Here is a 13,542-nt window from a genome sequence, read left to right on the forward strand (position 1 = left end):
GATAGTGGTCGCGTGAACGCTGCCGAGACCCTCCGCACCCACCTGTTCGGCCCCGCCGACGGGCCGCAGATCCTTGCTCTGCACGGGCTCACGGGTCACGGCCGGCGCTGGCGGCACCTCGCGGAGAGTCATCTCCCCCACGCCCGGTTCCTCGCACCCGACCTTCGCGGTCACGGCCGATCGCCGTGGACACCTCCCTGGACGTTCGAGCGCCACGTCGACGACCTGCTCCGCGTGCTCGACACGCATGCCTCCGGTCCGGTGACCGTGGTGGGTCACTCCTTCGGGGGCGCCCTGGCGCTGCATCTCGCCGCCACGGCACCGGAACGCGTGCGAGCGCTCGTCCTGCTCGATCCGGCGATTGCGTTGCCACCGGAGCGGATGCTCGAGGTCGCCGACTCGACTGCCCGCTACCCGGACTACACCGACGAGGCGGAGGCGCGTGCCGAGAAAGTCGGCGCCGACTGGGCCGAAGTCGATCCGGAACTGCTCGACGCGGAGGTCGACGAGCATCTGGTGGCGCTCGATTCGGGGCGCGTCGCCTGGCGGGTGTGCGTGGCCGCGACGGTGACGTCGTGGAGCGAACTCGCCCGGGACTACGTGTTGCCCCCCGCTCACATCCGGACGGTGTTCGCGCGGGCCGGAAAAGTCCAGCCCGGATACACCTCGCCCGAGTTCCGCGCCGCCCTCGCCGAACGGCTCGGATCGAACCTGACCGAGGTCGAGATCGACTGCGATCACATGATCGAGCAGGCCCGCCCCGCCGAGACCGCCGACCTCATCTCCCGGGTGCTGTAGATGGCCGCGACCACCGACGACCAGATCGAAAAGGTGCGCGCTCTCGTCGCGTCCATCCCGGAGGGGCGCGTGGCCACCTACGGCGACATCGCCGATGCCGCAGAGCTTTCCAGCCCGCGTACGGTCGGCTGGATCATGCGTACCGATACCGCCGACCTGCCGTGGCATCGCGTGGTGCCGGCGTCCGGCAGACCTGCCGCGCACCTCGCCTACCGGCAACTGGCCCGGCTGGCGCTCGAAGGCACACCGATCCGCGGAGACCGAGTGGATCTGGCGCAGGCACGCCACCTCTTCCCCGCCCCGTGACAACGACCTCGCCGGTCGGTCCGGCCATCCGGACCCACCGGCGAGGTGCGTGATTCGCTGGTGCTCAGGCGCGTTCGGGCCTGGCCAACGCCATCGCACCCAACGCGATGACGCCGCTGACGACCATCGCCACCGCCATGGGCACCGCGGTGTCCTCTCCGCCGATTCCGACGAGCGGGGCGATCGCTGCCGCGAGCAGGAACTGGAGCGCACCGAGCAACGCCGAGCCGGTGCCCGCCGCGCGCTGCGCCTGGCCCAGGGCCAAGGTGGTGGCGTTCGCGATGATGAGTCCGAGGCTGCTCATCGTGCACCACAGCAGGATCAGCGTCACCCACATCGCCGGTCCGGCAAGGCTGTTGATGAGCATCAGGACAGACATGGACGCCAGGATCGTGAGGCCGATCCGCAACGTTCGGCCGGAGCCGATCCGGCGGACGATGTTGTCGTTCGCGATACTGCCGATCACGAGACCTATCGCGTTGGCGGTGAACGCCACCGTGTACCAGCCGGTGGACATGCCGTGGACGTTCTGCAGCACGAACGGCGACGCGGAGATGTACGCGAACATCACACCGAAGGCGAAGGCGTACGCGAGTGTGTATCCGACGTACCGGCGGTTCCGGAGTACTTCCCGGGCATCCCGCAGCATCGCGGTGGCGCCGCCTTGGGTGCGGCGCTCGACGGGATGGGTCTCGGCCACCAGAAGCAGCACGGCCAGGAACATGAGGACGGACAAGCCGGCGAGCACCCAGTAGACGGCACGCCAGCCGACGTTCGTGACGATCACACCGCCGACGAGAGGCGCGATGATCGGAGCTACCGCGTTGATGACGACGAGCAGGCTGAACAGCTTGGCAGCCGCGACGCCCTCGGCCCGGTCGGCGATGACGGCGCGGCCGAGCACGATGCCCGCCGCACCGGCGAAGCCCTGCACGAACCGCGCGCCCGCGAGCAATTCGATGGTGGGCGCGAGCGCACTCGCGGCACTGAACACCGCGCACGCGAGGGTGCCGACGAGCAGGAGCGGGCGGCGGCCGAACCGGTCGGACAAGGGGCCGAAGACGAGCTGGCCGATGGCCATTCCGAGCAGGAATGTCGTGAGGGTCAGCTGAATCGCCGACGCGCTCGTGTCGAATTCCTCGGCCATTTCCGGAAAGGCCGGGAGGTACATGTCGATCGCCAGCGGCGCCACTGCCGCGAGGAGAGCCAGGACCGCGATCAACTTCGCCGAGAACGGCGTGCCGCCGGTGTCGTCACCGGTCTCGGTGCTCTCGGGGAGATCCGGCGCCTGGGTGGTCGCGGAGTCATGCTGGGGCATACGTGCCTTTCATTGCCGATGTATATTTAAATGTATATATACATTTAAGAGCTAGTATCGTAGCATGGTGAATCCACGGGACGTAAGCGACAGCGACGTCGACAGCCTCGCCCGGACCTCTCGTTCGCTGGTGTGGGCGCTCCGGAGATTCGGCGAGCGCGAGGCGGGCCTGTCGGCCATGCCGAACTCCGAGATCGAGGTCCTGCGCGCGGTTGCCGAGCGCCCCGGCAGTTCGATTTCGGAGATCGCGCGCGCGCTCGACCTGCAGAACAGCAACGTCAGCACCACCGTCAGCCGCCTCGTCGATCGGGGACTGCTCGAGCGACGCGCCGATCCGAACGACGGGCGATCGCACCGGATTCACCAGACCGACCTGGCCCGGCGCAACAACGCGCTGATCGACGCCATGTGGGCACGGGGCATACGCGATCTGCTCACCACACTGAGCCCCGAGGAAGCGCACACCCTGATCGAGGCCGCGCCTCTGCTCGCCCGACTCGGCTCGATGCCCAAGAACTACTGATCGACATTCGGCAGGACACCGGCCCCTGCGAAAGCTGCGGCGTCATGGGGCAGCATGAGGATATGAGTGCACTGACCGACGTGGAGGCAGTGATCGTCGCGGGCGGCCGCGCGACCCGGATGGGAGGCGTCGACAAACCCGCCCTGGCGGTCGGGGGGCGGCGCCTCCTCGACACCGCCCTCGCCTCCGTCACCGGGTGTGCGCGGATCACGGTGGTGGGCCCCCGGCGCGACGACCTCGACCCCGCGATCATCCAGGTCCAGGAACACCCGGCCGGCGCCGGGCCCGTCGCGGCGCTCGCCGCCGCAAGCCCTGTGGCCGACGTCGTGGTGACGCTGGCGGCGGACCTGCCCTTCGTCACCGCCGCCACCGTGGCAACACTGATCGCGGCCCTCGACGCCGATCTGTCCGCGGATGCCGCCTTTGCGGTGGACGACGAGGGCAGGACGCAGTACCTGCTCGCGGTGTGGCGAGGCCCCGCGCTCTCTGCACGCCTCGCGCATCTCGGCGAGGAGGTGGCCGACCGGCCGATGAAGGCTCTGCTCCCCGACCGGTACGCCTCGGTCACCGTGACGGGCACCGCCGACTGCGACACTCCGGCAGATCTGCACCGTGCGCGCGTCGCCCACGCCCCGGGACGCGTCGCATCCGGCCCGGACGACGCACGGTCGCTGGTGCGTCAGGCCTTGCTCCCGCTGGACGCTCGACGGATACCCGTCGGCGCGGCGGAGGGCGCGACACTCGCCGCCCCGCTCGTTGCCGAAGCGGCCCTGCCGCCCCTGCCGACGTCCGCGATGGACGGGTACGCCGTTGCAGGTGACGGACCGTGGGCCCTGCGTCCCGAGGTCCGCCGCGCGGGTGATCCCGCAGTGTTCACGCTCGCCGACGGAGAGGCTGTCCGGATCGCGACCGGCGCCCATCTCCCGGCCGGTGCCACCGCGGCGGTCCGCGACGAGTTCGTCCGCGTGGACAACGGTGTGGTGCACCGGCTTCCGGAGTGCCCGGTGCGTGACGACACCCGTCGCCGGGGCGAAGACTGGGATGCCGGGTTCGTGCTCGCCGAAAGCGGCGAGACCGTCACCCCCGCCGTCCTGTCCGCGGCACTGAGCGGCGAGGTCGCCGAGATCGACGTCCGGGGCCCGCTCCGGGTGCACCTCGTCATCAGTGGCGACGAGATCGTGCGCCACGGTCCGCTGCTCGAGGGCCGGACCCGGGATTCTCTGGGCCCTGTGCTCCCCCGTTTCGTCCGGTGGTGTGGCGCCGAACCGGTCGGTGAGACGCTGTTGCACGACAGCCCCGGCGGGTTCGAGGCCCTCTTCGCAGGCACACAGGACGTCGACGTGCTCGTGATCGTGGGGGCTACGGGCGGCGGCGCCGCGGATCAGCTGCGCGGCGCTCTGGACCGGGCAGGTGCGCACATCGTCGTCGAACGTGTGCGGTGCAAGCCCGGCGGTTCCCAGGTCGCCGCCGTGCTGCCCGACGGCCGCGCGGTGCTGGGCCTGCCGGGAAACCCGGTTGCGGCGTTGTCGACGCTGCTGGTGATGCTTCCGGCCGTCGTCGACGGCCGTACCGGCCGCACGCCGCCGTCACGCCTGGTCGGCCCTCTGGCGAACGCGTCGGAGGTGGAGGGCGATCGCACACGCCTGTTACCCGCTCGCCAGCGTGAGGATGGACAGTGGTTGTGCGACAACGCGATCCGCACCGCCCACCTCGCCGGCCTGATCGGCCGCACCGCGATAGCGCTGGTGCCGCCCCGGTGCTCCGACGGAGATGTCGTGGAGTTGCTGCCGCTCCCCCGCTGACGCGTCCGGCGTACGGCCGTATCACCGCGCCGGGCGCACCCCCGCGCTTGCCCTCAGCGCAGGAACGGCGGCGTAGTACCGGCGGGCGACCAGATCGACCACAGGCGCCGTCACGCCGAGCGGGGCGGTGACCCCGTCGGCGCCGGCGCCGGACAGACGGGAGTGGAACAGTCCTTCGGCCAACAGATACGACGCGACGAACACCCGCCGGGCTCCTCGCTCGCGCAGCTCCTCGACCACCTGCGGCACGCGCGGTTCTCCGGTCGCGACGTAGCCGATGGACACGGTCCGGTGCGTCAGGGCCGACAGCATGTCGGCTGCGCGGTGCACGTCGTGCAGTGCCCTCGGGTCGGACGACCCGGCCGCCGCGAGCACCACGGCATCCCCGGGACGCCACCCGGCCTCGCGCAACCTCTGGACGAGCACACGCGCCAGGACCGGGTCGGGGCCGAGAGCCGGAGTGACCAGCACTCTGCCGTGACCGCTGTCGGCGACCTCCCGTGGCACGTCTGCGTGCACGTGATATCCGGAGGCGAGGAATGCCGGCACCAGCACCACCGGCCCCGCGACCTCGCGCAGCACCTCGGACGGCGACGGACCGAGTACGTCGACGAATGCCACCCGGGTCGCGCCGACCCGGCCGGACACCGCGTCGGCGAGGCGGGCGATCATCTCGACTCCGCGCGGGTTGCGGGTGCCGTGGGCGACGAGCAGCAGAGCGGGATCGGTCATGGCTCAGGGTCCTTCCGGATCGACCGCCAAGCGGTAGCCGCGCTTGACCACGGTTTGAACGATCGACGGCGCTCCGAGGGCCGACCGCAACCTCGCGACCGCCGTCTCCACCGCATGGGTGTCTCCGCCGCCTCCGGGAAGCGCGGCGAGCAGTTCTTCGCGGGAGACGACGCGTCCGGGCCGCGACGCGAGCGTCCGGATCAGCGCCATCCCCGCCGGGGCCAGGCACCGGGTGGTGTCGTCGACCATCACGCACCGCCCGCGCATTCCGAGGACATGCCCTCCGGCTTCGATCCGCACGGCGCGGCGCGGAAGTTCCTCGGCGAGGTGCCGCGCCAGCGAGCCGAGCCGTGCACGCGAGGGCATCGTCACCGGCACCTCGAGAGCGACGAACGGCGCCGCGGTGACCGGGCCGACGCACACCGCGGCGACACCGGTGCGAAACCCTCGCAACATCAGTTCGAGCATTCCGGTGTCCTTGGCGCGCATGAGCATCGAGGCCACCGCCGGTGCACTCGTGAAGCTCACCGCGTCGAGTCCGTAATCGGCGACCTGCTCGATCATGCGGTCCAGCGTCGCGGGATCGTCGGGCGGAGTCCACCGGTAGACGGGGACCGCGACGACATCCGCACCCGCGGCCCGAAGCGCTTCGCACACATCCGTTCCCGGCTCCCACTCGGTGCGCTCACCGTGCAGCTGGACCGCGATCCGGCGGCCCCGGACACCTTCGGCGAGCAGGTGTTCGAGCACCTCGGCGGACGACTCCGACGCCGGTGACCACTCCTCGCGCAATTCCGCGGCGCGGATCGCCCCGGTGACTTTCGGTCCCCGGGCCAGGATGCGGCTGCCCGCAAGGGAGCGCGCCAGATCGTCGGAAAGCCCCCACCCGTCCGCTGCTCCCATCCAGCCGCGGAATCCGATCGCGGTCGTCGCGACCGTGATGTCCGGTGGGCCGGCGACGATGCTGCGGGTCACCCGCTCGAGTTCGGTGTCGTCCGAGAGCGGGATGATGCGGATCGCCGGTGCGTGCACCACGTCGGCGCCGCGCCGCGTGAGCAACGTCGCGAACTCGTCCGCACGTCGCGCCGCCGTGACTCCGACGGTGAAACCGCGCAGCGGCGTGTTGTCCTGGTTCACGAAAGCTCTGCGCCGGTCGCCGGACCGTCGTCGGAGCGCGCGCTGGTGAGGTGGCTGTGGACCTGCACGACACCCGCCCACACTCGCACGTCGTAGACCGGCAACCGCACCGACGGGTCGTCGAGGCAGCGACCGTCGTCGAGCGAGAACACCTGCTTGAGAAGGGGTGAGGCAAGGGTGGGTTCGCCGGCGCGGTCCCCGACGATGCCGCGGGACATCACGGCGGCGCGGCCGAACGGATCGAAGTTCCCGACCGCGCGCAGCGTGCCGTCGTCGAGCAGGAACACCGCGACCTGTTCGCCCCCGCGCAGCAGGACGGCCACTCCGCGGCCGGGAATGAGGTGGCTGAGCGGACAGGCCGACGTCCATTCCAGGCGCCCGTCGAACACGCTCTCACGCGTCGAACCCCCAGCGGTATGCGACTCGATGACGGTCATGGGATGGTCCCTCCTCGAAACTTCCGTCCTGGCATTCTGTGGCCCCGGTGTTTCACGCGCGTTACCCACCGATTCCCTCCACGTAAGCAGGCACGTCACGCGGACGCACCCCGCCCGATCTTCGGCATGCCGACCAGGACGGGTACCTTCCGCTTGCCGGAGTCGTCGAATCGGATGGTTGGGTCCGGCTGCTCCGGGGCATTGACGAAGGAGACGAAACGCGCCAGCAGTTCGGGATCCTCGAGCACTCCCGCCCATTCGTCCTTGTACCCGGCGACATGCTTTGCCATCGCGGCTTCGAGTTCGGCGGCGATGCCGAGGCTGTCGCCGCACACGACGTCCTTCAGGTGCTCGAGCCCGCCGTCGAGCGCGTCGAGCCAGGGCGCCGTGCGCTGCAACCGGTCGGCGGTGCGGATGTAGAACATCAGGAACCGGTCGATGTACCGGACCAGGGTCTCGTCGTCGAGCCCACCGGCGAGCAACTGCGCGTGCTTCGGGGACTGCCCGCCGTTACCGCACACGTAGAGGTTCCAGCCGTTTTCCGTGGCGATCACCCCGACGTCCTTGCCGCGCGCTTCGGCGCATTCGCGCGCGCAACCGGAGACGCCGAACTTGAACTTGTGCGGCGCTCGCAAACCGCGATATCGCATTTCGAGATCCACCGCCATCCCGACCGAATCCTGCACGCCGTACCGGCACCAGGTCGAGCCGACACAGCTCTTCACCGTGCGCAGCGATTTACCGTAGGCCTGCCCGGACTCCATCCCGGCGTCGACGAGCCGTTTCCAGATCGCCGGCAGTTGCTCCACCCGGGCACCGAACATGTCGATACGCTGGCCGCCGGTCATCTTGACGTACAGCCCGAAATCGCGCGCGACCTCCCCGATGACGATGAGCTGTTCGGGGGTGCACTCGCCACCGGGCATCCGCGGCACCACCGAGTAGGTACCGTTCTTCTGAATGTTGGCGAGGAAGTGGTCGTTGGTGTCCTGGAGCCCTGCCTGCTGACGATGCAGGATGTGGTCGGAGTCGGTGGACGCGAGGATCGACGCGACGACGGGCTTGCAGATGTCGCAGCCCCGGCCGGTGCCGTAGCGCGAGATCAGTGCCGAGAAGGTGCGGATCTGCGTGGCTCGCACGATCTCGAACAGCTCGGCGCGCGACTGCTCGAAGTGCTCGCACAGTGCCTTCGACATCGGCACACCGGAACTGCTGAGAAGTTGTTTGACGGTGGGCAGGCACCCGCCGCACGTGGTGCCGGCGTTGGTGCACGCTTTGACCTGCGCGATGTCGCACGCCCCGTCCGCAATCGCCCCGCAGATCGCGCCCTTGGTGACGCCGTTGCACGAACACACCTCGGCATCGTCGGGAAGCGCTCCGGCGCCGGGCTTTTCACCTGCCGGGGAGATGAGCGTCGCCGGGTCGCCCGGAAGTTCGCGGCCGACGAGTGGACGCAACGTGCCGTACGCCGACGCGTCGCCGACGAGAATTCCGCCGAGCAGCGTTTTCGCGTCGTCCGAGACGACCAGCTTCGCGTAGGTGCCCTTCGCCGAGTCGGACAGCACCACCTCGAGTGCACCGGGCGTGACACCGTGCGCGTCGCCGAAGCTGGCGACGTCCACACCGAGCAACTTGAGTTTGGTCGACAGATCCGCACCGGGGAATTCGGCAGCGCCGCCGAGCAGTCGGTCGGCGACCACCTCTGCGGTGCTGTACCCGGGGGCCACCAGCCCGTAGCACGTGCCCTCGACGGCCGCGCACTCTCCGATGGCATAGACCGCGTCGTCCGTGGTGCTGCGGCAGCCGAGATCGGTCAGGACACCGCCGCGCGCGCCCACCTCGAGACCGGCGTCGCGAGCGAGCGTGTCCTGCGGGCGCACTCCGGCGGAGAACACCAGCACCGCGGCGTCGATCGTCGATCCGTCGGACAGTTCGACGACGAGACCGGAAGGCCCCTCGGTGATTCCGGCCGTGCCCACCCCGGTGTGCACCGTGAGCCCGAGGTCGGTCACCAGCCGTTCGAGGACCCGTCCGCCGCCCTCGTCGACCTGCAGCGGCATCAGACGCGGCGCGAACTCCACCACGTGCGGAGACATTCCCAGCCGGCGGAGAGCGTTCGCGGCCTCGAGCCCGAGCAGGCCGCCGCCGACCACCACACCGACCGGGGCGTCACCGTGCACGGACGCGGCGTCGGCCGCCGCCCGGATGCCGTCGAGATCGTCGAGCGTGCGGTAGACGAAACACCCCGGCAGTGCGTTGCCGGGGATCGGCGGCACGAACGGGTAGGAACCGGTCGCGAGGACGAGCGCGTCGTAGGCCAGCACGTCACCGGCATCGGTGGTCACCGTACGCGCCGCCCGATCGACCGACACGACGCGGGAAGAAACCCGAAGATCGACGAGAGGGTCTGCCGCATAGTCGTTTCCGGCGAGCGCGAGTTCTCTGCGATCCCAGGTTCCGACGTACGAGGACAATCCGACGCGATCGTAGGCGGGGTCCGGTTCCTCGCAGAGGACCGTGATCTTCCACGCGTCGTGCTCGTCGCGGGAACGCAATGCCTCCACGAAGCGGTGCCCGACCATTCCGTGTCCGACGACGACGACGTTCTTGCGGCTCATGGGAAGTCTCTCTCTGTTCGTGCAGGCGGATCGGTGTCAGACGGTGGAGTCGGACAGTCGCGTCGCCGGGGTCACCGGTGCGGGCGATGTGGGTGCGGACGACTCGACGGGTTGCTGCGGGCGGCGAAGGAAGACGACCCACGTCACCGCGATGCAGACGAGGTAAAAGATCGCGAAGACCCAGAACGCCATGGTGGCGGACTGTGCCTCGCCGCCGTACGAACCGCGGAAGACGAGGTTGATACCGACGCCGCCGAGTCCGCCGATAGCACCGGCGAATCCGATGAGGGCGCCGGACATGCTGCGCGACCACGCCGCCTTCTCGGCACGATCGGCACCGGCAAGGCCCTGGGCCTTCGCTTCGAAGATCGAGGGGATCATCTTGTACACCGAGCCGTTGCCCAAGCCGGACAACAGGAACAGTGCGATGAACCCGAGCACCATGGCCGTCAGGACGCCGCCGGACGCTGCGCCGGCGCTCGCGTCGTCGAGGGTTCCCGCCACGATCAGTACCGCGGCGGCGAGCGCCATACCGACGAACGTGTACATCGTGATGCGGCCGCCGCCGATACGGTCGGCCAGTTTCCCGCCGATCGGACGCGAGAGCGAGCCGAGCAACGGGCCGATGAAGGCGATCTGGGCGGCGTGCAGAGCAGCCTGGGCGGGTGTGTCGCCGCCGGCGAGGAAGTTGATCTGAAGCACCTGGCCGAACGCGAAACTGAAGCCGATGAAGGAACCGAACGTGCCGATGTACAGGAAGGAGATGACCCACGAGTCACTGAACTTCAGCGCGCGGCCCATGGCACGCAGGTCCGCTTTCTGGTCGCCGAGGTTGTCCATGAACAGGGCCGCACCGATCGCGGCCGCACCGCACAGCACCAGGTAGACGGCGCAGACGATCCACGGTTCGGTATTGCCGACGGTCGCGATGACCAGCAGGCCGATCAACTGAATCGCCGGCACCCCGATGTTGCCGCCACCCGCGTTGAGCCCGAGTGCCCAGCCCTTGAGTCGCTGGGGGTAGAACGCGTTGATGTTCGTCATCGACGAGGCGAAGTTACCGCCGCCGACGCCGGCAAGCGCCGCGACCAGCATGAACGTGCTGTACGAGTGCCCCGGGTTCAGCATCAGATACAGCGCGCCCATGAGCGGGACGAACAGCACGAGCGCACTGAAGACGGTCCAGTTACGGCCACCGAATCGTGCGGTCGCCACGGTGTAGGGAATGCGGAGCACGGCACCGACGAGCGTGGGCACCGCGACGAGGAAGAACTTGCCCGCGGCGTCGATGCCGTAGATGTCGGTGGGCATGAACAGCACCATGACCGACCACACGGACCACACCGAGAATCCGACGTGTTCGGCGATGACCGACCAGATCAGGTTTCTCTTGGCGATCTGCTTGCCGCCGGACTCCCACGCCTCGACGTCTTCGGCGTCCCAGCTCTCGATGTAGTGCTTGCGCGCGAATCTCTCTCGGAGAGTCTCGTTCCGGACCGAATCCGCCATGCCGGCCGCCCTTCTCAGGTGTGTGATGAACCCAAGGTAGGCAACGGGTGTTGCCGCGGTGCTGCCCGCGATGACCGTCGCGTCAAGAGATGCTCACCCGGTGACGGGCGACGGTGTGAGGTGGCGGTAACCGATATCAGAGAAGGAATCGGACCAGGTCGGCGGTGTGCGCCAGCCCGGGGAACGCTTCTTCGGTGGATCGGGGGTGCAGCGCATGGACCGCGAGCCTGAACATCACGGCGCGCAACAGCATCTGCGGCCACTCCGGAAGGTCTTCCCACCGTGCGATGAGACCGTCGTCGGCGCCGCCCCACGACAACGCGTCGACGACGGTCACCGCGGCCGCCCACGACGCGGGACGCCAGTAGGGCGTGATGTCGGTGAGGCCCGGCGCGGCTCGTCCCGCGAACAAGACGGTGCCGAAGAGATCGCCGTGCACGAGTTGGTCGGGCAGGTGCACCGGCTTCCGGAACGTGGCGAGCTGCCCGATGAGGTCGAGGCTCTTGAGTCCGTCGGGGGTGACCGTCTCGGGGGCACCCGCAGCGCGCGCGGTCCGCAGCGGCACCGTTTCCCACGCCGCGCGGTCGGCCGCGACGAACACGTCGACGTCCTGCCACGGTGCCACCGGTGGCTGCATGAGGAAGCGCGGGCGCTCGAGTTGTGAGGTCGCGACGTGCAACCGCAGCGACAGCGAGACCACCTCGTCGTGCCGGGGTTCGGAAGTCCCGACGATGTACGTGTCGGCGCGCCATCCGGACACCACGTAACGCCCGTCGGTCGAGCGGACGGGCCGGGCGAGCCGTACTCCGTCGACGGTCAGCGTCTCCCTGATCTTCGCGGACCACGCCGCGCGGGCGTGGTCGGCGACCCGGGACAGCACCACGTCTCCACACCGGAAACCGCCGTCCCAGTCGGCGCCGAGGGCGACCGGCTCGACGTCGCGAAGGCCGAACGTAGAGCACACGTGCTGCGGTGGTTCGAGTGAGCTCACGCCCACACGGTACCGGCGTACCCTGCCGGGTCCCGGGAGGCACTCCGCTGTTTTCCGGTCACAGCTCGGCGACAACGGGCCGGAGGATGCGGCAACGGCCCGGCGCCGGCGGTCAGTAGACGGGCAGGGAGGGATCGATCTGCTGCGCCCACGCGAGTACACCGCCGCGAAGGTGGGTGGCATCGGAGAACCCCGCGCGCGTGAGCACGGCGAGCGCCTCCGCCGACCGCACGCCCGTCTTGCAGTAGAGGACGATCGGCCGGTTCTGCGGCAGTTCGGCCAGGGCCTCGCCCGACAGGATGCGGCCCTTGGGAACCAGCCGGGCACCGTCGATGCGGACGATGTCCCACTCCACCGGTTCGCGGACGTCGATCACTTCGACGTCGCGGCCCTCGTCGAGCATCCTGCGCAACTCGCCCGGCGTGATCGTCGCATCGGCGGCTGCCGCCGCGTTGTCCGGGACGACGCCGCAGAACACGTCGTAATCGATCAGTTCGGTGACCGGTACGCGGCCGGGATCCCGGCGCAACGTCACGGTGCGGAACGACATCGCGAGTGCGTCGTAGATCATCAGCCGTCCCAGCAGCGGCTCACCGATCCCGGTGATCAGCTTGATGGCCTCGGTCGCCATGATCGTGCCGACGGTGCCGGGCAGGACACCGAGGACACCGCCTTCGGCGCAGGACGGCACCATGCCCGGCGGCGGCGCCTCGGGATACAGATCGCGGTAGTTCAGGCCGCGCCCGCCGGGAGCGTTCTCCCAGAACACGGACACCTGGCCTTCGAAACGGAAGATCGATCCCCACACGTACGGCTTGCCGGCGAGCACCGCGGCGTCGTTCACGAGGTAGCGGGTCGCGAAATTGTCGGTGCCGTCCACGATCAGGTCGTACTGCTCGAACAGAGCCACCGCGTTGCCGGAATCGAGGCGGGTCGGATGCAACCGCACGTCGACGTGCTCGTTGATGGCGTTGATGCTGTCGCGGGCACTCTCGCCCTTCGCCCTGCCCACATCGGAGCGGCCGTGGATCACCTGCCGCTGCAGATTCGACATGTCGACTTCGTCGAACTCGACGATGCCCAGGGTGCCGACACCCGCCGCGGCCAGATACAGCAACACCGGTGAACCGAGGCCGCCCGCACCGATGCACAGCACCTTCGCGTTCTTGAGCCGCTTCTGTCCGGTCACACCGACGTCCGGAACGATCAGGTGCCGGCTGTATCGGGCGACCTCGTCACGATCGAGGTCGGCAGCCGGTTCCACCAGCGGTTGCAAGGCGCTCGGATCCACCGAGGGCGTCGATACGGTCACGGATACTCCTCGGCCGGCGGGACGGTCGTGGTCCATTGTTCCACCGCTCACAGTCGCGG

12 protein-coding genes are annotated in these 13,542 nt (G+C 69.3%); 4 read left to right on the top strand and 8 right to left on the bottom strand.

Features of this window, described 5'->3' with window-relative positions:
- Positions 1-12 precede the first annotated feature (12 nt).
- Together HF877_RS03170 and HF877_RS03175 are read left to right on the top strand one after the other, a co-directional pair.
- Entirely contained in the window at positions 13-798 is a 786-nt protein-coding gene (locus tag HF877_RS03170) for an alpha/beta fold hydrolase (protein ID WP_169619736.1), read from the top strand.
- Positions 799-1,104, top strand: a complete 306-nt coding sequence (locus tag HF877_RS03175) for an MGMT family protein (RefSeq protein ID WP_169619737.1) — start codon at positions 799-801, stop codon at positions 1,102-1,104.
- A gap of 64 nt (positions 1,105-1,168) precedes the next feature.
- On the opposite strand, the gene HF877_RS03180 is transcribed toward HF877_RS03175, so the two are convergent.
- The gene (locus HF877_RS03180) at positions 1,169-2,422 is read right to left on the bottom strand and encodes a multidrug effflux MFS transporter (RefSeq protein ID WP_169619738.1); all 1,254 of its coding nucleotides are present in this window, start codon (positions 2,420-2,422) and stop codon (positions 1,169-1,171) included.
- 64 nt (positions 2,423-2,486) lie between these two features.
- Between HF877_RS03180 and HF877_RS03185 the strand changes: the two genes are divergently transcribed.
- Both HF877_RS03185 and HF877_RS03190 read left to right on the top strand, forming a co-directional pair.
- Entirely contained in the window at positions 2,487-2,945 is a 459-nt protein-coding gene (locus tag HF877_RS03185; RefSeq protein ID WP_169619739.1) for a MarR family transcriptional regulator, read from the top strand.
- A gap of 62 nt (positions 2,946-3,007) precedes the next feature.
- The gene (locus tag HF877_RS03190) at positions 3,008-4,747 is read left to right on the top strand and encodes an NTP transferase domain-containing protein (RefSeq protein ID WP_169619740.1); all 1,740 of its coding nucleotides are present in this window, start codon (positions 3,008-3,010) and stop codon (positions 4,745-4,747) included.
- Between the two features lie 21 nt (positions 4,748-4,768).
- Here the strand turns inward: HF877_RS03190 and HF877_RS03195 are convergent, their stop codons facing one another.
- The 7 genes from HF877_RS03195 to moeZ form a co-directional block, all read right to left on the bottom strand.
- Positions 4,769-5,479, bottom strand: a complete 711-nt coding sequence (locus HF877_RS03195) for a sirohydrochlorin chelatase (RefSeq protein WP_169619741.1) — start codon at positions 5,477-5,479, stop codon at positions 4,769-4,771.
- Positions 5,480-5,482: 3 nt separating this feature from the next.
- On the bottom strand, positions 5,483-6,616 hold the full coding sequence (locus HF877_RS03200; protein ID WP_169619742.1) for a uroporphyrinogen-III synthase: 1,134 nt from the start codon (positions 6,614-6,616) through the stop codon (positions 5,483-5,485).
- A complete protein-coding gene (nirD, locus tag HF877_RS03205; protein WP_169619743.1) occupies positions 6,613-7,053 on the bottom strand; it encodes a nitrite reductase small subunit NirD in 441 nt (146 codons plus the stop codon). Before nirD ends, HF877_RS03200 begins: the two co-directional genes overlap by 4 nt.
- A gap of 95 nt (positions 7,054-7,148) precedes the next feature.
- A complete protein-coding gene (gene nirB, locus HF877_RS03210) occupies positions 7,149-9,671 on the bottom strand; it encodes a nitrite reductase large subunit NirB (RefSeq protein WP_169619744.1) in 2,523 nt (840 codons plus the stop codon).
- 36 nt (positions 9,672-9,707) lie between these two features.
- Positions 9,708-11,180 (bottom strand): nitrate/nitrite transporter, encoded by a 1,473-nt coding sequence (locus HF877_RS03215; RefSeq protein WP_169619745.1) that lies wholly within the window; start codon positions 11,178-11,180, stop codon positions 9,708-9,710.
- A gap of 136 nt (positions 11,181-11,316) precedes the next feature.
- Complete coding sequence (locus tag HF877_RS03220; RefSeq protein ID WP_169619746.1) at positions 11,317-12,171, bottom strand: TIGR02569 family protein; 855 nt, start codon at positions 12,169-12,171, stop codon at positions 11,317-11,319.
- A 112-nt stretch (positions 12,172-12,283) separates the two neighbouring features.
- Positions 12,284-13,519, bottom strand: a complete 1,236-nt coding sequence (gene moeZ, locus HF877_RS03225; protein ID WP_169619747.1) for an adenylyltransferase/sulfurtransferase MoeZ — start codon at positions 13,517-13,519, stop codon at positions 12,284-12,286.
- Between the last annotated feature and the right edge of the window lie 23 nt (positions 13,520-13,542).

Origin of the sequence: Rhodococcus sp. BL-253-APC-6A1W, from assembly GCF_012843405.1 — a bacterium.
In the GTDB taxonomy this organism is placed as follows: domain Bacteria; phylum Actinomycetota; class Actinomycetes; order Mycobacteriales; family Mycobacteriaceae; genus Rhodococcus.

Bases quoted from the DNA above. Each gene is read 5' to 3' on its own strand.
- HF877_RS03190 (WP_169619740.1), top strand. From the start codon at position 3,008: ATGAGTGCACTGACCGACGTGGAGGCAGTGATCGTCGCGGGCGGCCGC.
- HF877_RS03185 (WP_169619739.1), top strand. From the start codon at position 2,487: ATGGTGAATCCACGGGACGTAAGCGACAGCGACGTCGACAGCCTCGCC.
- HF877_RS03175 (WP_169619737.1), top strand. From the start codon at position 799: ATGGCCGCGACCACCGACGACCAGATCGAAAAGGTGCGCGCTCTCGTC.
- HF877_RS03215 (WP_169619745.1), bottom strand. From the start codon at position 11,180: ATGGCGGATTCGGTCCGGAACGAGACTCTCCGAGAGAGATTCGCGCGC.
- HF877_RS03195 (WP_169619741.1), bottom strand. From the start codon at position 5,479: ATGACCGATCCCGCTCTGCTGCTCGTCGCCCACGGCACCCGCAACCCG.
- nirD (WP_169619743.1), bottom strand. From the start codon at position 7,053: ATGACCGTCATCGAGTCGCATACCGCTGGGGGTTCGACGCGTGAGAGC.
- nirB (WP_169619744.1), bottom strand. From the start codon at position 9,671: ATGAGCCGCAAGAACGTCGTCGTCGTCGGACACGGAATGGTCGGGCAC.
- HF877_RS03180 (WP_169619738.1), bottom strand. From the start codon at position 2,422: ATGCCCCAGCATGACTCCGCGACCACCCAGGCGCCGGATCTCCCCGAG.
- moeZ (WP_169619747.1), bottom strand. From the start codon at position 13,519: ATGGACCACGACCGTCCCGCCGGCCGAGGAGTATCCGTGACCGTATCG.